The sequence below is a fragment of the Microcoleus sp. w2-18bC1 genome (assembly GCF_036700365.1).
Lineage (GTDB): Bacteria > Cyanobacteriota > Cyanobacteriia > Cyanobacteriales > Microcoleaceae > Microcoleus.
The window spans coordinates 18,097-37,020 of the sequence record NZ_JAUBOS010000047.1; the positions used below are offsets into that span (position 1 = coordinate 18,097).

The 18,924-nt window shown below is 48.0% G+C and carries 19 protein-coding genes and 2 pseudogenes; 8 read left to right on the forward strand and 13 right to left on the reverse strand.

Going from position 1 to position 18,924, the window contains the following annotated elements; all coding sequences use genetic code 11:
* Positions 1-106: 106 nt before the first annotated feature.
* Both QT979_RS20715 and cax read right to left on the reverse strand, forming a co-directional pair.
* Positions 107-2,182 (reverse strand): serine/threonine-protein kinase, encoded by a 2,076-nt coding sequence (locus QT979_RS20715; RefSeq protein WP_333214136.1) that lies wholly within the window; start codon positions 2,180-2,182, stop codon positions 107-109.
* 1,116 nt (positions 2,183-3,298) lie between these two features.
* Positions 3,299-4,420 (reverse strand): calcium/proton exchanger, encoded by a 1,122-nt coding sequence (gene cax / locus QT979_RS20720; protein ID WP_333230329.1) that lies wholly within the window; start codon positions 4,418-4,420, stop codon positions 3,299-3,301.
* Positions 4,421-4,914: 494 nt separating this feature from the next.
* Between cax and nuoB the strand changes: the two are divergent.
* The 4 genes and pseudogenes from nuoB to QT979_RS20740 all read left to right on the forward strand — a co-directional run bounded on the left by nuoB (position 4,915) and on the right by QT979_RS20740 (position 8,163).
* A pseudogene (gene nuoB / locus QT979_RS20725) lies at positions 4,915-5,627 on the forward strand (NADH-quinone oxidoreductase subunit NuoB).
* Positions 5,620-6,036: a VOC family protein gene (locus QT979_RS20730; RefSeq protein ID WP_333311547.1), complete on the forward strand. Its 417-nt coding sequence runs from the start codon at positions 5,620-5,622 to the stop codon at positions 6,034-6,036. The pseudogene nuoB and the gene QT979_RS20730 overlap by 8 nt, the downstream one beginning before the upstream one ends.
* A gap of 79 nt (positions 6,037-6,115) precedes the next feature.
* Positions 6,116-7,315 carry an FAD-dependent monooxygenase gene (locus QT979_RS20735; protein ID WP_333311548.1) on the forward strand — a complete coding sequence of 400 codons (1,200 nt, stop codon included), beginning with the start codon at positions 6,116-6,118 and terminating at the stop codon, positions 7,313-7,315.
* A 32-nt stretch (positions 7,316-7,347) separates the two neighbouring features.
* Positions 7,348-8,163 carry an alpha/beta hydrolase gene (locus tag QT979_RS20740; RefSeq protein WP_333311549.1) on the forward strand — a complete coding sequence of 272 codons (816 nt, stop codon included), beginning with the start codon at positions 7,348-7,350 and terminating at the stop codon, positions 8,161-8,163.
* A gap of 27 nt (positions 8,164-8,190) precedes the next feature.
* On the opposite strand, the gene QT979_RS20745 is transcribed toward QT979_RS20740, so the two are convergent.
* From QT979_RS20745 to QT979_RS20775, 7 genes and pseudogenes are all read right to left on the reverse strand, one after another.
* The gene (locus tag QT979_RS20745) at positions 8,191-8,424 is read right to left on the reverse strand and encodes a hypothetical protein (RefSeq protein WP_333311550.1); all 234 of its coding nucleotides are present in this window, start codon (positions 8,422-8,424) and stop codon (positions 8,191-8,193) included.
* A gap of 48 nt (positions 8,425-8,472) precedes the next feature.
* Positions 8,473-8,733 carry a hypothetical protein gene (locus QT979_RS20750; protein ID WP_333311551.1) on the reverse strand — a complete coding sequence of 87 codons (261 nt, stop codon included), beginning with the start codon at positions 8,731-8,733 and terminating at the stop codon, positions 8,473-8,475.
* Positions 8,730-8,996: pseudogene (locus QT979_RS20755) on the reverse strand (DUF4365 domain-containing protein); the annotation flags it as partial. The gene QT979_RS20750 and the pseudogene QT979_RS20755, both read right to left, overlap by 4 nt.
* A 68-nt stretch (positions 8,997-9,064) precedes the next feature.
* Entirely contained in the window at positions 9,065-9,226 is a 162-nt protein-coding gene (locus QT979_RS20760; RefSeq protein WP_333311552.1) for a hypothetical protein, read from the reverse strand.
* A 55-nt stretch (positions 9,227-9,281) separates the two neighbouring features.
* Positions 9,282-9,563, reverse strand: a complete 282-nt coding sequence (locus QT979_RS20765) for a DUF2442 domain-containing protein (RefSeq protein ID WP_333311553.1) — start codon at positions 9,561-9,563, stop codon at positions 9,282-9,284.
* A 3-nt stretch (positions 9,564-9,566) separates the two neighbouring features.
* Complete coding sequence (locus QT979_RS20770) at positions 9,567-9,827, reverse strand: DUF4160 domain-containing protein (protein WP_332984565.1); 261 nt, start codon at positions 9,825-9,827, stop codon at positions 9,567-9,569.
* 108 nt (positions 9,828-9,935) lie between these two features.
* Positions 9,936-10,052: a nucleotidyltransferase domain-containing protein gene (locus tag QT979_RS20775; RefSeq protein WP_333311564.1), complete on the reverse strand. Its 117-nt coding sequence runs from the start codon at positions 10,050-10,052 to the stop codon at positions 9,936-9,938.
* 443 nt (positions 10,053-10,495) lie between these two features.
* Between QT979_RS20775 and QT979_RS20780 the strand changes: the two genes are divergently transcribed.
* From QT979_RS20780 to QT979_RS20790, 3 genes are all read left to right on the forward strand, one after another.
* Positions 10,496-10,762, forward strand: coding sequence for a hypothetical protein (locus QT979_RS20780; RefSeq protein ID WP_333311554.1), 267 nt, complete (start codon positions 10,496-10,498; stop codon positions 10,760-10,762).
* 59 nt (positions 10,763-10,821) lie between these two features.
* Positions 10,822-13,593, forward strand: coding sequence for a DUF3536 domain-containing protein (locus QT979_RS20785; protein ID WP_333311555.1), 2,772 nt, complete (start codon positions 10,822-10,824; stop codon positions 13,591-13,593).
* 278 nt (positions 13,594-13,871) lie between these two features.
* Positions 13,872-14,105 carry a ferredoxin-thioredoxin reductase variable chain gene (locus QT979_RS20790; protein ID WP_333311556.1) on the forward strand — a complete coding sequence of 78 codons (234 nt, stop codon included), beginning with the start codon at positions 13,872-13,874 and terminating at the stop codon, positions 14,103-14,105.
* A gap of 92 nt (positions 14,106-14,197) precedes the next feature.
* Here QT979_RS20790 and QT979_RS20795 read toward each other — a convergent pair whose 3' ends face one another.
* From QT979_RS20795 to QT979_RS20810, 4 genes are all read right to left on the reverse strand, one after another.
* Positions 14,198-14,431 carry a hypothetical protein gene (locus tag QT979_RS20795; protein WP_333214159.1) on the reverse strand — a complete coding sequence of 78 codons (234 nt, stop codon included), beginning with the start codon at positions 14,429-14,431 and terminating at the stop codon, positions 14,198-14,200.
* 325 nt (positions 14,432-14,756) lie between these two features.
* The gene (locus QT979_RS20800; RefSeq protein WP_333311557.1) at positions 14,757-15,551 is read right to left on the reverse strand and encodes a YdcF family protein; all 795 of its coding nucleotides are present in this window, start codon (positions 15,549-15,551) and stop codon (positions 14,757-14,759) included.
* Positions 15,552-15,670: 119 nt separating this feature from the next.
* The gene (locus QT979_RS20805) at positions 15,671-15,997 is read right to left on the reverse strand and encodes a hypothetical protein (protein WP_333214163.1); all 327 of its coding nucleotides are present in this window, start codon (positions 15,995-15,997) and stop codon (positions 15,671-15,673) included.
* A gap of 86 nt (positions 15,998-16,083) precedes the next feature.
* A complete protein-coding gene (locus tag QT979_RS20810; protein WP_333214165.1) occupies positions 16,084-17,643 on the reverse strand; it encodes an AAA family ATPase in 1,560 nt (519 codons plus the stop codon).
* 145 nt (positions 17,644-17,788) lie between these two features.
* Here QT979_RS20810 and QT979_RS20815 point away from each other — a divergent pair, with 145 nt between their 5' ends.
* Positions 17,789-18,805, forward strand: a complete 1,017-nt coding sequence (locus QT979_RS20815; protein WP_333311558.1) for an adenosine kinase — start codon at positions 17,789-17,791, stop codon at positions 18,803-18,805.
* The last annotated feature ends 119 nt before the right edge of the window (positions 18,806-18,924 follow it).

The following is an 18,924-nucleotide window of genomic DNA, read 5'->3' on the forward strand; positions in this document are numbered from 1 at the left end:
TGCCAGCAAAAAAAAACAATGCAACTGTAGACCCGTACTCCAAACCTATACAAAAGCAGTCATTACCAATTCTTAGATCTAAAATCTAAAATCTAAAATAGTATGACTATGGCATTCGCCAAATCTTAATAGTGCGATCGGGACTGCCGCTCACAAAAGTCTTGCTATCTTTGGAGGAAATAGCAACAGAACTCACAAACTGACTGTGACCAGAAAGAGTGCTTCTTTCTTTTCCCGTCTTCAAATCCCAAACTATAATATCTCCGCCCCCGCTGATCAAAGTGCGGCTGTCCGGGCTAAAGGCGATCGTCCTCACCCAGCTCGAATGCCCTTTAAAAGTGCGGGTGCGCTTCCCGTCTTGTACGTTCGACAAACGGATCGTATTGTCGTTGCTAGCACTAGCCACAATTTGCCCGTTCGGGCTAAAAGCCACAGCATTAACCGGGCCCCCGTGACCTGTGATAATTCTTCTGACTTCTCCGGTATCGAGATTCCACAAACGCACAGTCTTGTCCTGGCTGCCGCTAGCGAGAGTTTTACCGTCCCTGCTCAAGGCGATCGCGTTTACTCCTCCGGCGTGGCCGCTCAAAGTCCGCAACCTGCTGCCGGTTTTGACATTCCACAAACGAACAGTTTTGTCATCGCTGCCGCTAGCGAGAGTTTGACCGTCCCTGCTAAAAGCGATGGCGTTGACGGCGGCTTTGTGAGCAGCAATCGTCCGCATCCGTCGCCCCGTCTTCAAATCCCAGAGAATCACATTATTATCGCCGCCCCCGCTGGCCAAAATCGAGCCGTCCGGGCTCACCGCCAACGTCTTGACCGATTTTTTAGAATGCACCGAATAGAGAGGCGGCACCAGGAGGCGTCCCGTCCTCAGATTCCAAATTCTAATCGTCCCAAAGCTTGCGCTCACCAAAGTTTGACCGTCAGGCGACAGGGCGATCGCATTTACACTCCCTTTATTATCCAAACTTCTTTGCAAAAACTGACTGCTAGGTAAACTAGAAAGCAGCCACACCGGGTTTGCCGGGAACACCCCATAACGCAGCGAACCGTAAATTTGAGACGCGCCAATACCCAGCATCAAAACAGCCGTGCCGGCCAGCAGCTTCTTTTTCCAATCAAAAACTTCTTTATCGGTCTTGTTCAATCCCGAATTCAGAGGTCTGAGGCGGTTCATTGAACTCTGCTTCTTCGCCCCAGACGGCCCGGAAGTTCCGCGAATTTTAGTTTGCCCCGTCGTCGGCAACTGAGTCGGCACCTGAGTTTCTGCGTCGTCGAGATTAATTTCCTCCAAGCACTGCAAAACCATCTGGGGACTTTGAGGTCGATTGCCCGGAAAAGGCGCCATCAGGTAATCGATCACATTAGCCACGGCGTCGGAAACTTGAGGAGCTCCTTTGCGCCACATTAATCTGCCCGTGCGCGGGTTCTCTGGAAACGCAGTCGGCGGCTTCCCAGTCAGCAAATAAACAAAAGTGCGCCCCAGAGCAAAAAAATCCGACTGCGGAACAGCCTTGCCATTAGTTTGTTCCGGCGGCGTGTAGCCAGGAGAAACAATACCGGTCACATTTTGCCCCTGGCCAACCTTAGCGAAATAAGTCCCCGACACTTCCCGAGCAGTTCCGAAGTCTATCAGCACTAACTGCCCGTTGGGCTTGCACATAATATTGTGCGGCTTGATATCTCGATGAAAATAGTTGAGTCGGTGAACTTGGTCTAAAATTTCCGACAGTTGTTTGAGCCAATTCAGAGCTTGTTCTTGACTGATGGGGCGACCCCGATGTTTCAGCCAGTCTTGCAAATTGGCCCCAGCAATTTTCTCCATCACCAGACAGTGAAAAGACTCTGTGCTGTGAGCTGGCGTAAATGTAAAATAACCGTCGCGATCGACTTTAGGAATACCTGGATGTCTCAGCCTGACCAATACGTCGGCTTCTTGCTTAAAAAGTTCTACAGCTTTGGGATGGTCTTTGAGCAGGACTTTAAGCACTCTTCGGGCGCCGTTGTCGTCCACTTCAAATGTTCGGCCAAAGCCACCGCCTCCGAGAGGCGCGACTAGCCGATATCGACCTTGCAACAACAGTTCAGACCCGCAGTGGATACACACGGATTTGCCAGAGTTGGCTGGATCGGAGGGATTCGGGCATTTGGGATTGAGGCAATAACTCACAGAAGCCACATAACCCTGATTGAGGTTGCTCTATCAAGTTTTACTTTGACACTGCTATACAAAACTTGGCTAAACTTATCTAAGCTTTACCATTCAACTAGAAGTATTTTCTAGAGGGTCTGATTCCTGCTTCTGCCAAGAGAGTCGGCTCTTACTTGTCCACAGGCGTAAATTCGGGTGGAGCAGCACCCTATTTTTGAAGTCTATACAACTATTTATTATTGTGGAAGCTTTTAGCCATTGTTTAACCATTATTTTCAACCAATTTAACGAATCGTGGTATCCCGTTCGACCTTTTTATAGGCTGGTCAGTTTTAAATCGACCGTCGTTTACTGCTACACCAAACTTGGCCAAACTTATTTAAGCCTCACCATTCAATCAGAATTACTCCTGAAGGGTCTGTTTCCTGCTTCACCCAAGGGAGTCGGCTCTTTCTTGTCCACAGGCGTTAATTCGGGCGGAGCAACGCCCTAATTGAATTAATTTTAGTTGAAGCTTGTAGCCATTATTCATCCACTATTTTCAACCAATTTAACGAAATGCGGGCTCCCGTTCTACCTTGTGACAGGCTGGTCATTTTTGACTTGCACGCTCGGTTTACTCTCCCAGATAATTAAGCCTTTTTTTCGGCATTGATTTAATCATATCGCCCAGAATGTTAATCAGTCAAGTTAAGTATGACTAACTTTGGTGAACTTTTTGGCTATGCAAGTCCAACTCAGTTTTCAACTTATGACGATCGTAGCACACCTAGTAAAAGACTCATCAGCACCCTTGATTTAAATCTTGCAGGGTCTCTGAAGTCAAGGGAGGTTTTAGTCTGGCTTGACTTCAGCATTCCGTGTTTTTTATAACCGGGAGCACTGCGATCTAACGATCGGGTTGAGGTCAAAGCTTTTGTTGTTTGTCATAGCCGATCGAGGTCACAAATCCCTGATCAGAGCACATAATGTACAAACAGACCAGAACTAATAACGAGAGAACAGCCACATTTCAATTGTACGATCGCAACCACCACTCTCGAAGAAAGAAGTGAGAGTGCGAGAGTGGGCGAGTGAGGGAGTGAAAAAATCGGCCTTCTTCCCTCTTCCCTCTTCCCTCTCCCTTCAGCAGAAGAAAGCCTTTTAAACAAGTCCCTCAATTACCGGATGGAAGTAGAACGCCAGCGCCAAAACCGTATAAGCTGCCAACAGCAAAGTACCTTCTAGCCAGTTAGAGTTGCCGTCAGAACTGATAGAATTGGCGATCAGCACCGACACCGCAACCGCTACAAGTTCAAACGGGTTGAAATTCAAGTCCATCGGTTTGCCCAAGACAAAACCTGCCAAAACCAACACGGGCGCAACAAACAAAGCAATTTGCAAACTCGAACCCACGGCCACAGAAACCGACAAATCCATTTTATTTTTCATCGCCACCGTCACCGCCGTCGTATGTTCGGCAGCATTGCCAATAATCGGCACTAAAATCACCCCGGTAAACAGTGATGTCAGCCCCAAACGCGCCGTCGCTTCTTCCAGAGTACCCACCAGCAGTTCTGACTCGACAGCTACCATCAGGGTACAGGCCAATAGCACCCCAATCCACAGTGGCAGATTGACTTTGTGGTCAGGACTATCTGGTGCTAAGTTACTTTCGGCTAATTCTTCAAGCATTTCTATTTCTGCCACCCCCGCATCGTACAGATAACTGTGGGTTTTCATCGAAAACAGCAGCGTCAGCACGTAGACGACAATCAGGACTATAGCAACAGCGCTAGAGAGGTTCTGCATAGTTTCTGGAGGGATGCCCGTAGAGGTGGCATTCACTGCCGTCGGCACCAAAATGGCAATCACGGCTAAGTTCATCGCTGAAGCGTTCAACCGGGCGACTATCGGCTGAAATTCTTGTTCTTTGTAGCGCAAGCCGCCCAACAGCATCGCAAATCCCATCACCAGCAAAAGGTTACTCATAATTGAACCGGTGATGCTGGCCTTGACAACATCTATTAGTCCGGCGTTGAGGGCGACGATGCCGATAATCAGTTCCGTGGCATTTCCGAAGGTAGCGTTCAGCAAACCCCCCAAGTTGGCGCCGAGGACGACGGCGATTTCTTCGGTGGCTGTCCCCATCCAGGCGGCTAGGGGGATGATGGCTAAAGCCGAGGTGACGAAGATTGTGGAGGATTCCCAGCCGAGAAAGTGTCCGGCGATGGAAACCGGGATAAATAACAGCAGGCTGGAAATTATTGTATTTGTGTTTAGCATTTAGATTCTCAAAAGCTGTCAACTGACAATGATAGCCTGCGGGCAAATAAAAAAAGCTTGGGTTCTGGAATTAAGCGTTCCGTCAATCGATTTTAGATTTTAGATACTTCGACTTCGCTTAGCACAAGTTTTAGATTGATGAAAGCGACCCGCACCGATAAATCCGGAGGCTGATACTCTGAGACCATCGCCCTCTCTGGCCCGCTAGCTGTTGGTCGCCGATCGATCGAGCTTTTGTACAGCGCGATCGCGAATCCCACGCAGTTGAAGCATAACTTCCAAAATCGCTATTTTTATCCGATATTTTACAGTATATTACAGTTGGTTGCCACATCTAAAATGCCATACCATAATTAAAGAAAAACTGTATTTGTCAGTTGTTTTTTATTCAATTTTTTATAAAATTTTTAGTATTCAGATACAAATAAACACGCAACTACCGATAACCAACCGCTAGATTAATTAAGGAGTTTGTCAAAATGAACTTACCTGACATGACACTGCATATTCCTTCTGAAGATTTGCCGATCGCCAATTCGATCGCTGCTCCTGAAGTCACGCATCAGCTATCTGGAAACATCATCCTCACAACAGTCGATGACCTTTATAACTGGGCAAAAATGTCCAGCTTGTATCCGCTGATGTTTGGGACTGCCTGTTGCTTCATTGAATTTAGCGCCATGCTGGCAGCCCGTTTCGATTTGGATCGATTAGGTTTATTTCCCCGGATGTCTCCCCGACAGGCAGATTTGATGATTACCGCCGGCACCATCACGATGAAGTATGCTCCGGTTTTGGTGCGCCTGTACGAACAAATGCCAGAACCCAAATACGTGATTGCAATGGGTGCTTGCACGATTACAGGCGGAATGTTCAGTGCAGATTCTCCGACTGCTGTCCGCGGTGTAGACAAGTTAATTCCCGTGGATGTCTATGTGCCAGGATGCCCGCCTCGCCCCGAAGCGATTATGGATGCGATCGTCAAACTCCGCAAGAAAATTGCCAACGAAAGCTTCCAAGAACAGGCACTGAGGGAACCAACCCACCGCTATTACAGTCGCCCTCACCGGATGAAAATCGTCTCACCAACCCACGAGGGAAAACACCTGGAGACTTCAGGCGACAGGTGCCGCCAAAAGAAATTACATCATCGGGATTGCCAACAGTCCAACAGTTTCAATTAACTTCTTATACCTCTCATGATTGATATTGGACTGACTCATATAGCCCTTCCGGTTTCAAATGTCGATCGCAGTATTGAATTCTACTCCAAGTATGCTGGAATGCAAGTAGTTCACCGCCGCATCGATGCAGAAGCTGGTGTTACTGTAGTCTGGCTTTCCGATCGCACTCGCCCTTTTGTAATTGTGCTAATTCAAACCAACTCCGTACATCCGGTTTTGTCTCCCTTGGCACACCTGGGAGTAGGTTGCAAAAGCCGCGAATACATGGATTCTCTCTGCGACAAAGCACGTCAAGAAGGCGTGCTGCTTGAAGAACCAAAAGATTCTGGATATCCGATCGGCTACTGGGCTTTTTTGCGAGACCCAGACGGTCACACACTGGAACTATCCTACGGGCAAGAAATCGGATTTACAGTGGAGGAGGCTACTTGATGAAGAGCTGCGGCAGTGCTTGATCTCTTAGGATGGAAATTCAGCGGGGAAATACATTAAAAAGCAATGGGGAATGGCAATGACGCAAGTTGTAATTGTGGGAGCGGGCCCAACTGGTGCGGCACTTGCCTTGCTGCTGGTGAAACGAGGTATTGCCGTAACCTTGGTTGAGGCGGCAAAAGATTCGTATCGAGTGTTTCGCGGTGAAGCGTTAATGCCCAGCGGATTGGATGCGATCGCCCAAATGGGCTTATCCACAATGCTAGAAGGTGTTCCACACCGACAAATTGATGCCTGGGAGTTCGTTGTGGGCGATCGGCAGTTATTTCGAGTTGATGAGCCAATGGGGTCAAATCGACCTTGTACGCTAGTTTCTCAACCGCCATTGCTTGAAGCACTAATTTCAGAAGCTCAGTTGCATCCAGAGTTTGAATTTATCGCAGGTGTTCCGGTAAAAGATTTACTGTACAGCAACGATCGCATTGCGGGTGTAAAGCTAGGAGATGGACGAGAGATTCCTGCTGCACTTGTGATTGGTACAGATGGTAGAAACTCGGTTGTACGACAGCGTGCCGAATTAGAGTTAGTAAAACAGCAGAATAGTATAGATGTTCTGTGGTTTAAACTGGCAGCTCATCCTCGGTTTGTGGCGGATAATGTATTTTATTCCATCCTGAATGGCGGTAGCGGATTTAGTGTCTTTCATGGGGCAGAATCAGGAAAACTTCATCTGGCTTGGGTGCTATCGGCAGATGACAAAACCGATTGGAAACACACAGACTGGGCAGAAACTTTCGCATCGCGATCGCCTGCGTGGATGGCAGAACATTTCCGCAACTGTGCGGATACGATCGAATCTCCGATGCGATTATCTGTAGTGGTTGGTCGCTGTCCGCGCTGGCATCGACCAGGAATCATACTTTTGGGGGATGCTGCACATCCCATGTCTCCGGTTCGCGCTCAAGGAATTAACATGGCGTTCCGCGATGTAATTGTTGCGGCCAATCACCTTGTACCTTTATTGAAAGCAGGGGCTAATTACGAGGATATTGACTTAGCATTATCGCGGATTCAGGCAGAACGGGAACCGGAAATTATTCGCGCCCAACAACTTCAAGCAGAAGAAGCGTGGAAAGGCGAACAACTGCGAAGAAATGGATTATTGCGTTTATTGATGATGCAAGCTGCTCCGTTTTTGGGTGAAAAAATTAAACAATTTTGGGTAAAAGGACAGTATGAATTGCGCCAAGGAGTAACGCAGGTAAAATTGGTTGTGTAAAAAGAGGAAATTCAAAGTTAGGAGAAAATTGTATGCGATCGACAAATATCAAAGGACCGATCGGCACTATTCACATCATCGAAGCCAGCCCCCCTGTCACCGCTGGAGAGTCTGAGTCGCTGCCGGTGGTGTTCGTGCACGGTATGGCGGTTTCTGCGAGCATCTGGGATGCCCAGCTTGCCCATGTCGCCCGTACCCGACGCGCGATCGCCCTTGATATGCGGGGACACGGTGATTCTGCACCGCCGGAGGACGGCAACTATGCGCCCGCCTCCTGTGCAGCGGATGTTTTCGCGGTACTCGATGGGCTGGGACTCGATCGAGTGGCGATCGTCGGACACAGTTTCGGTGCTTGTATTGCCCTCGCCACAGCAGCCAGCGCACCGCACCGCATCGCGCAGTTGATCCTGGCAGACCCACCTGGAGATTTTACCAAGGTGCCTGCAGATGTGCACGAGGAACGGATCGTCCCCTACCAGAGGGCTCTGGAGACGGAGGATTGGCGGGCTGCTGTGGAAACCAGCTTTAACGAGGCGCTGACAGGAAGCACGGCCCAGACGCGCGATCGGATACTCGCTTGGTTGGCGGCGACTCCACAGGATTGTCTGTCTGGAATGTCTCGCGGGATGTTTGCCTTTGACGCAGTTGATTCTCTCGATCGCTACCTAGCAGCCCCTGGAACACGAGCCCACGCCATTATTGCTCACTCAAACACTTTTCCCTTCAGCCTCCACATCCTCCGTCCGACACTGACGACAACTACGCTACCCGATACTGGACACTGGCTGATGCTGGATGCGCCGGAGGCCTTTGCGAGGGAACTTGATATCTGTTTGGAAGGTCTTTAATCTAGGTTTAGACAAAATCTGTTAGTCTTACCAGAATTCATCGAGAGTTAAGTTGTGGGGGTTTTTGAGGATGAAGGCGTTGTTGTCTTTGATTAAGTCACCGCTACAGAGAATCGGTAAGCGTTCTTGATAAGCTTTAATCGCCAGGATATAATCTTTGTCTGCATGTGAAGTTTGAATTTTTTGCAATTTGGCAACTACAAGGCCGATGAGAGTAATTTCGCCACTTAATTTTTGGGTATTTGGGGTGTGAATTTGCATAACAATCCCCTGAATTATCGTGTTGGGAATGCGGGTAAGCAGTTCGCTTCAAATTTTAATTTGAGGGCGATTTTCGGCGTTTTCTAGGGTTTGAATTGCTTGGCTGATACGCGCTCCATAATCTCGGAGATTTTGCCGATTAGGTAGCAATATTTCTAATTCTTCTCCGTCGGTTGTTGGTTTGTGCCAAAGTGTGGCATTATCTAAAAAAGGTTGGTCTTGATGCCAGCCGTGAGTTTGTAAGTAATTTCTCAGTTGATTTAGCTCGATGGTTTCGAGAGTTTGGCGATCTTTTACGGTGAATTTCATGGTTGGACTCCTTGGCTAATTCCCTCCATAATTGACTGAAGGGCGGCGACTGTAAATTGGTTAGTTCTAGGGATGGTGACGGTGACAGCACTGGTATTTGGTGTGTCTGCCATTCCCCGCAGCGAGCTCCAATATCCGCAGCTTCTCATGCAGAGTTCTGGTTCCGACTGGGTTAACCAGTCTTCGGGTGTTTCGGGGATTAAAACGACAACTAAAATTCGGGGTATGGCGAAGTCATCCATTCTTAAGTCGTCGTAGTTTTTGAGCTTGAGGGGTAGCGGATGGAGTTATCGTCTTGGATATCACTTGATGTAGATTTTAACTGCAATTCTCAGCGAGGTGCTCTAATGGGGCCTGTCGCGCCTTTCGCAGCTACTCCCCAATCCACGCTGTCATCGTCTACGAAGGGTTTGTAGAGGGAATAGCCAGCAACGGTGGTGACAGCTTGCAGGTAGAAGTTGCTGAATTGTTCTTTTTGTTGGTTGATTTCCACTTTTTACGTAGCGATTATTCTTGTTAACCTGTTTGGTTTTAGCTCGTAGATGAAATTACATCATGTTGGTTATGGTTTCCTTGATTTGTATCGGTTGGTTGGTGACAATGGAGTAGAGAACATCGGGGTCTAAATCGGCTCCATTTTCCCAGTAAATTGTCCCCCAGTCTGGATGTAGTTTGACTTGGTTAAAGTAAGTCAAGTCTTGCAGGGGGGCGAAGATTCCGGTAAATTCGATTAATTGGCTAATGTCAACTACTCCCTCTTGGTTATCTTCAAATTTGATGTGAAGTTGATAGTTTTCTAATGGTTGAACTGAGCTAATATCTTTGAGCATTGTTTATTCCAAAGGGGCAATAGGTTCTAATGGTGTTTGAAGTCTGGCAAGTTGCCAGTTTTGCATGAGCTCTGTTTGATGAAGGGCAGCCCACTCTACAACTAATCCTAAGATGCGAGGGGAAAGTTTGCCTTCTAGGATTGAGAGGGTTTCGATATCAATGATGGCTTTTTGTTGATTGTAGCGGGCATGAAAGTGCGGGGGCGGGTGGTCGTTATAGTACATCGTGATGATGATGCCTAAAAATCGGCTGAGCTCTGGCATTAGATTGTCTCCTATACAATTCTTTCGGCGTCTTTTCCCATATTTCGTAAGACTAAATCCGCTCAATACATTCTTTAATATTGCTTAAAACGTGCGTTTTGGTTCCAATTATACTAAAAAATCCACCTCGCTATCTGCTGTTGCTTCACCCCTGGCAACCGAACCAAAAACGCGCCTAAGTGAGTAGCAATTCTCAGGATATCGCAGCGCTTGGACTTCAGCAATTCCTCAATTCCCATAACTCCACCCCGCAGATTTTCCCGAATCATCGCCTCTAACTTGGCACTCTCGGAAAATAGCCTCTCCCACTTCGCCGTCAAATGCAGCATCTTCTCGTCCAAACCCTCCTCCTCCTCCAATGCCTCCGCCTCCGCCCCCACATACCTCTCAGGGGTTAAAATATAACAGTTACCGTTTTGCTTTTTTGTTGCCTTTTGACTCCGCACCAGTGTTACAAGTCTTCTGGAAAGTACATTTGCAGCAAATCTGCCCCGCCCTAACCCAACTGGCCTAACTTCTCCAGAACTTAGGTAAAAAGCACCTAAAGTATGATGCGAAACTCGGGCAATACTCTTATTCTATAAATCGATCGGGCATTAAACCGATATCCACAACCGCCAAGATTTATCGCCAAATTTTAAATTTTTCCGGCGAAAACTTGCTATTTAATGAATAAGACTTTAAGATCCAGCAATGTAAATCAAAATCTCAATGAGCAGCCCTGCAAGCACGAACCCGAAATGGGTCGCAAGTGCCAAAAAGCAGCAAAAGCTACCTTTTTTAAGTCTTTCAACAGCAAAGCATTGGCAAAAAACCCAGGGATCGACGGTTGGCATCTTGGAACGAATGCTTTGCTCGCAATACTACAAATGTATCAAAACTTGTCAGCCAAATTTAGTCCTAACAGATGCCTAGCTGTAACTCTTGCTGCGTAAGGTTTCAGTTTGTAATTAGGCTGGTTTTATTGTCTTTAACTACTTGAGGATTCGATCGCATGGTTTCGATTTCTACTACTCAATCCGATGTGCTGCCTTTGTCTTCGCCAACCGTAACGGCTGCAACCCAAACCAGCGTGGCTGCTGCAACTGGGGTCTGCGTGACGGTTCACGGTCACTTTTACCAGCCACCCCGGGAAAACCCTTATCTGGACGCGATCGAACGCCAAGCCAGCGCCTCTCCAGCCCACGACTGGAACGAACGCATTGACATCGAGTGCTACCGCCCCAACGCCTTTGCCCGCATACTCAACGATCGCGGCGAAGTCACGGGGATCGTCAACAACTACGAGTATATGAGCTTCAACATCGGGCCGACCCTGATGAGCTGGCTGGAACGCTACGACCCGGAAGTCTACCAGCGGATTCTGGAAGCCGATCGCAAAAGCTGTCAGCGCCTCAACGGTCACGGCAACGCGATCGCCCAAGTATACAATCACATCATCATGCCGCTGGCTAACGAGCGAGACAAATACACGCAAATTCGCTGGGGGATCGCAGATTTCCGCTCCCGATTCAATCGCGATCCCGAAGGAATGTGGCTCGCCGAAACCGCCGTAGACTACGCCACCCTCGAAGTTTTAGTCGCTGAAGGCATCCGCTTCATTGTCTTAGCCCCCTCCCAAGCCGAACGCTGCCGCCCGCTAATCGGGCAAAACCACGAAGGAGAACCAGCGGAAAATTCCGAATGGCACGAAGTCGGCGGCGGTCAAATCGATCCGACTCGCCCGTACCGCTGCTATTTGAAACCAGAAATGCGGTTGATGGCTGACCACCAACTCTCGCCACTGAGCTCTCACCATTTTGGCCGCAGGCACTTCCAAAATTCCGAAGCCCCACCTGCCAACACTCCCTACATTGATATCTTTTTCTACGACGGCCCGATCTCGCGGGATATGGGCTTTAATGACGTTCTCAGCAGCAGCCACCACTTGGCCGGGCGGTTGGGTCAAGCAGTACGGGGAGACCACCGACCGGCTCAATTAATCTGCGTGGCGACGGACGGCGAAACTTTCGGCCACCACAAAAACAGTACAGAAAAATGCCTCGCTTACGCCTTCACAGAAGAGTTTCCCCGCCGCGGCTGGACGGTGACGAATTTTGCTCATTATTTAAGTCAAAATCCGAGCGCTTGGGAAGTGGAACTCAAACCCGTGACGGCCTGGAGTTGCTCTCACGGGGTCGATCGCTGGCAAGATGATTGTGGCTGCGGTGGTGGCGGCGGGTGGCACCTCAAATGGCGCCGCCCTCTGCGAGATACTCTCAATTGGCTGCGCGATCGACTGATTCCGATTTACGAAGAAGCGGGGCGCAAGCTGTTGAGCGATCCCTGGAAAGCCAGAGATGAATATATTGAGGTCATCCGGGATCGATCGCCCGCTAACGTTGACAGTTTCCTTCAACGCCATCAAGTGCGCCCCCTCGATGCCGGAGAACAGGTGGACGCCCTGCGACTGCTGGAAATGCAGCGCCACACCCTGTTAATGTTCACTAGCTGCGGCTGGTTTTTTGAAGAAATCTCGCGGCCAGAAGGCGTGCAAATTCTGCGCTACGCGGCCCGGGCTCTGGAATTGGCGGGCGAAGTTACCGGCGTCCAGCTAGAAAAGGATTTTGTCGCTCAACTAGCCCTCGTACCCAGCAACGTTGACTATTTCCAAACAGGGGCCGAAGTTTACCGCAAACTTGTGGTGACAGCCCAAATTAGTCTCAGACAAGTGGCCGCCCACTACGCGATTAGTTCTCTGTTTGCCAAATATCCCCGGGAACAGCGAGTTTACTGCTATCAGGCCCAGCAGGAAGACTTCCAAATTCAGCGCATGGGCTCGATGACTCTGGCTGTGGGTCAATTGCAGTTAACCTCGGAAATTACGCGGGAAACAGAGATTTTTGTGTTTGCTGCGTTGCACCTCGGCGGCTGGGACTTCCACTGCTGCATTCAGCCTTTTGGCAGCCGCCGGTCTTACACTATGCTCAAAGAGCGGTTGTTTGGAGTTATGCAAGAAGCTTCGGCAGCCCACGCGATTCTGGAAATGGTGCGGCTGTTTGGGGATCAGTCCTTTAGCTTGCGGGATTTATTCGCTGAGGAACGCCACCGGATCGTGCAGTTGCTGAGTCAGGAAAATTTGACTCGGTTGGATCAGCTTTACACTCAGGTTTACCGCGAAAATTACGGGGTGATGATGGCGTTCCACCGAGACGAGTTGCCGGTGCCGGTAGAGTTGCAGGTGGCTGCTGAGGTGGCTTTGGGACACCGCTGTTTGACGGCGGCCAAGGCGCTGGAAGTGGAAACGGAGGATGTGGAACCGCTGCTGGCAGAAATTGAGGCGATCGCCACTGAAAGCGGCCATCTCCGCTGTCGGTTGAACGTTCCCGAAGTCAAGGAAATTTTGGAAAAGATGGTTTGGCGATCGCTAGACGCGCTGCTGCAAGCAGGATCGGGTGTGGATGAGCGCTCGCCTGTCAAGTTGGAAGCTGATATCCGCACGATCGAGCGTTTGATTGCTGTGGGCGATCGGCTGAGTTTAGGCTTGTGTTTGGACAAATCGCAGGAACTGTATTTCGATTCTCTGTACAGCCAAATTGTGCCTCTGTGCTTGGGCTGGCTGCAACGGCAAGATGCCTCGGCGGACGAAAATGCGGTGGCTGCTGTTGCCTTGGAGATTGCACGTTCAGGCGGGGGCTGGGAGTTGTCTTCGATCCGGCAGTTGCTGGAGTTGGGTCAAACCTTGGCTGTTGATGTTGAGTGTTGGTTAAATCAGTTAAGTAAATAGTTTTCTGATTAGCCTGCATCTATTCCCGCCCTTGAGAATCCGCCCGATCGAGCTTGAAATGCCGATCGGGCCTACGGTTTCAACCGAGAATAGATCGGCCTGGATGCCTCCATGCCGATCGTGGCGGGCGATCGAAGCACCGACAGAGAACCGCCAATTTTGTTTAAGTTTTCGCTCTACTTATGTGGGAAGATAAAAAGACTGTCCCCAAAGCGTACAGGTGTTCTGCACTTGCGCGCTTTGTAGAGTTTGGAAGAAAGAACACTAAGTTTAAATTTATGAAAGTTGGCGATCGCGTTTGCATTAAAAACTCTGTTGTTGTCTACCACCATCCTGAAAGTCGCAGTCAACCATTTGATATTAAGGGTATGGAAGGAGAAGTCGTGGCGATCGTTCAGGAATGGCACGGCAGACCTGTAAGTGCCAATTGGCCGATTCTAGTTCAGTTTGACAAAAAATTTAAAGCTCATTTCAAAGAAGATGAGGTTGAATTGATCTCTTCTGAAGTCTAGCTGTTTGATCCCCGACTTCTTAAAGAAGTCGGGATCTTGGGGTTCGGTTGTTTAAAGTGGGATTAAGTTAATATTCGTAATTTATTTAATCCTTAATTTTTCGACCCTCTGCGGCTGAACCAACCTAAAATATTCCAATCTCCCTGCATTTTCTGCAATTCCTGCTGATGCTGCTTGGCTGTAGCGTAATACCACTGGCAGTGAAGTTCTAGTTCTTGACGGTACTTAATTTCGTCGTAAAACTCGCGGACAATTTGGTGTCTCTGAAAAATTTCGGCCGCGGGAGTCGGTTCTGGGGCAATGTTTTGCAACTCGTGGGGCAGCATGATTGTTTGGGGGCGACGGTGGCTAATATTGGCTGTATTGACTTTAAGCTAGCACACTCAATCGATTTTAGATTTTAGATTTTAGATTTTAGATTTTAGATTTTAGGTTTTAGATTTTAGATTTTAGATTTTAGGTTTTAGATCGTATCCCTTTGATTTAGAATCTTATCTGATGAAGTTTTGTAGGGGCCGGTTCGCCCAGATATTTGATAAGTATAGACAAATTATATAAACCCGCCCCGCCCCTATAATTGGGATGCAACCGGATTTGATATGAGTTTAAATTCTTCAATCTAAAATCCAAAATTTAAAATCTAAAATTCTGTTAAAGCCATCCCCGCAGCCGATAAACGATTAAGCCGATGTATTCTTTCAAAGCTTTAGTTGACTGGTTTAACTGATAGGTATCCGGCAATAAATCCAAGGCGACTGCTTGCCAATTGCTTTGGGATGCTGCGATATCCTGCTTTGTGATCTGAAAGTCTGTTGGTACCGCAATTGCTTTTATTCCTTGACGCTGGAAAATTAAGAGCGATCGAGTCATGTGCATCGCCGATGTCACTAGCAAAACCGGCCCTTTTATAGCTTTAGCATCTAAAATTTTCCGCACGTTGACGGAATTTTGATAGGTGTTGTGTGAATCGGGGTCTTGCAGAATTGCTGATGCTGGTACGCCCATTGTTTGGGCAATTTCTGCCATGTCTGCTGATTCGGGAGGCCCGCCACCTTTCCAATCTACTCTACCGCCGCTGAGAATTAGCAAAGGAGCTTTGCCTTGCCGATAAAGTCGGGAACCGTAGATTATTCGATCGCCCGCTTCCGCTAATTCTACCCAAGGACGGGGAGGTAAAGCTGCTTTGACACCGCCGCCCAAGACGATAATCGCTTCAGCTTGGGGGAGTTCGGCGGTTGGTAAGTTTTGCCATTCGAGCGATCGAACTAACGATTTTGAAACCCAACCGCTACTTCCGAGCAGTAAAATAATTAGAGCCCCAGCAATTGGCGCCGCCGCCCATTTGGGACGCTTCCAAAGTGTGATTAAAGCCGCCATCATTAACAGGCAACTCAATCCCAAAGGATAAATAAACAGCGGCAAGAGTTTCGATAGAAATACAAACATTCAATTGGAAATTGGCATTGGGAAATTGTACGCTCGCGTAGCCGAAGTATTGGGTATTGGAACGAAGGGCATTAGTGAATGTTAACGAATGACTAATGACTAATGACTAATGACTAATGCTAGCGACGATCCTCTGGCCCAGATAACCAGCCAAACAATGTAGCAGCATCAGCCCTAGAGGTTCTGCTATATTTATGGCCGTCCCTTTGCACTACTTCTTTATTGAGGATAGCATCCGAGGTTTTGTCCTGGGAATTCATATTCGGGTTGAGTAGTAATTCGTTGTGCCACCAAGCGACAATTAAACCTGCTGCCACGCCGCCGAGGACACCAAGACCGAGACTCAGGGGCAGCTTACATCCTACTAAGCGAAACCCAACGGTAAACAACACAAACCATATCAGCGCGGGGCTAAACCCCTTGGAGTCTCCGGTAAATTTTGGCATAAGCTGCAAGTTGTGTTTGTAATAACACAGAAAGATATTTACAATATTAGCAGACAATCAAATTGCCAAGGGCGATCGAGCTACAACTACTCCCCACAAATCTCGTTTAATTGTACCTCTAAGTCTGGGGCGGTATTGACAATTTTTACAGAAATTTGCTCTAATTCTGTAAAAGGTTCAAAAGCTGCTTGCTGCGAACTCAATAGTTCGGCTGTCGCGTCTGCAATATCGCCCCTGCGCTGTTGCAGGCGTTCTCGCAATACTTCAATTGGTGCGGTGCAGTAAATGATTTGAATGGGCAAGCCGTGGGATTGAGCCTGATTAATTGCATCGGTTCTCAAGTTTTGGCGATCGAACTTGGCATCTAAAATCACATTCCAACCTCGCTCAGCCAAAATTATCCCCAACTCTAACAATCTACCATAGGTCTGCGCGGTCATTTCAGCCGAGTACAAATCTTGCCCCCCGCGTTCATTTAAAGGAATTCCGCCTAAATGTTTGCGAACCGCATCGGATCGAATGTGAATTGCCCCTGTGCGTCGAGCCAAATATCGAGCTGCTGTACTCTTGCCAGAACCAGACAAACCAGACATCAAAGTTAACTTTCCCCGGTGCGGTTTTGTGTATTGCCAAGCCAGTTTATAGTAATGAGCAGCCGTTTGTGAAATCTCTGCTTTTTGGGCTGTTGAAATAGCAGAATCGTCCAACATTAACGAAGTTACTTTTGCTCTAACATAAGCTTGACGGCTCAAATACAGAGGCAACAGTTGCAGTCCTTCCCAGTCCCCTGTTTGTTCGATGTAAGTATTGAGAAAAGCATTGCCTAAGTCTCTGCGCCCCCGCGATTCCAAGTCCATTACTGTAAAAGCGACATCGTACATCACATCAACAAAGCGAAAAGGCTCGTTAAATTCAATGCAGTCGAATAGCAATATTTTATCTTGCCAGAAGGCTATATTCCGCAAGTGCAAATCTCCGTGGCACTCGCGAATTTTATTCTTGGCAACCCGAATATTAAATAACTCTTGATTTTCCTCAAAAAACGCATCAGTATAATCTTTAGTTTCCTGAAAATGTGCCTGAGTCTGCGGCCCGCCAATATATTTTTGCGAGATCAGGTAATTGTTGTCTATTGCTGTACGAATCTGACTGACTTCGCCAAATGTGCGAATGTAGCTATTACTATTTGCCGTGCTGTGAAACTTGGCAACTTCCCGGCCTAAGTCTGCCATAATTTGCTCGGTCAAAAGTCCGCGTTCCAACAAGCTGAGCAACAGCGAATCTTGAGGAAATTCTCGCATTTTCAGCACGTATTCTACAGCAATCTCGCCAGAATTTATAGCAGGTAAGTTGCTGCCCAATTGAAATAAATCCCCAATTTGAACAATTGGCAAAACTTCTAGATAAATTTCCGGTGCCGTGCGTCGGTTCAGCAGCAATTCTTCTTTGCAGAAATGCTGCCGTTTCTCCAAAGTTGAATAGTCCAAAAAGCCAAAATTGACTGGTTTCTTGATTTTGTAAGTATAATCTCCTGTCAGCAGGACAAAGGAAGCGTGAGTCTGAATTAGCTGCACTGGTTCTGTCACCCCGTGCGGGTAAAAGCCGGGCTGCAACATTTGCTGAATCAGCGGTGGGAGACAAGTCATAGCGATTTTAGATTTTAGATTTTAGATTGGGGATTTTGGATGGTGAATTTTAGATTTTAAGTTGGGGACTTTAGATTGGGAGTGGGGATGTTGACTTTAATCCGATTTATTATAGAGTTGATAGTTAGTGTAAAAAAAAGCAGCGATGACAGAAAATAATCAAGATTCCCGTTCCGTGGATGTGTTTGGCGTAGGCAATGCCCTTGTAGACATCCTAGCATTGGTGGAAGATGAATTTGTACTCGGCCACGGGCTGAATCGCGGCGGGATGACGCTGATGAATTCGGAAACGCAGGGGGGGATTTTGCACGATTTAGAGCACAATTCGCTGCAAATGCGATCGGGGGGTTCGGCGGCAAATACGATGATTGGTTTGGCTCAGAGCGGCGGTAAAGCGTATTATTCGGGGAAGGTTGCTAAGGATACTAACGGCGAATTTTATCGGCAAGATTTGCTGGCGGCGGGGATTGATTTTAACGTGCATCCTGCTGCTGAGTCTAAGGAACCCACTGGTACTTGTGTGGTGCTGACTACGCCGGATGCGGAACGCACGATGTGTACTAATCTGGGGGTTTCTACTACTCTGGCGACGACTGATATTGATGTCGATCGACTGGCTCACTGCAAGTACAGTTATGTTGAGGGCTATCTTTGGGATGCTCCCGAGCCGAGAAAGGCTAGCATTGAGACGATGGAACAGTCTAAGCGTCTGGGTGTGAAGGTGGCTTTTACTTTTTCGGATGGCTTTTTAGTCGATCGATTTGCTGATGATTTTCACAAGGTGGTTTCGGAATATTGCGATGTAATTTTTTGCAATGCTGATGAAGTTCGGAGCTTTTTTAAGGAGGAATCTTTGGAAGAGTGCGCTCGGAAAATGAGCGAGATTTCCGATTTGGCTTTTATCACTAATGGGGATAAAGGCTGCATGGTGGTGGAGAACAAACAGATTGTTGATGTGGCTGGATTTCCGGTAAAGGCGATCGATACTGTGGGTGCTGGGGATGCTTTTGCGGGGGGTGTTTTGTTTGGAATTACTAATGGTTTGAGTTCAACACAAGCGGCTCGTTGGGGCAATTTCTTGGCTTCTAGGGTGGTGCAGATTCATGGGCCGCGTCTGGAGGGTTCTCAGGCTCATCTTTTGAGTGAGGTGATTTCTGGTTAGGAATTGAAAGGGGCGATCGCACTTTTTGTCGTAAGGGCGATCGCTCTTTTTTGAACCGCAGATGAAGGCGGATGAACGGGGATGAACGCAGATGCAGCAAGGGCGATCGCACACAATAC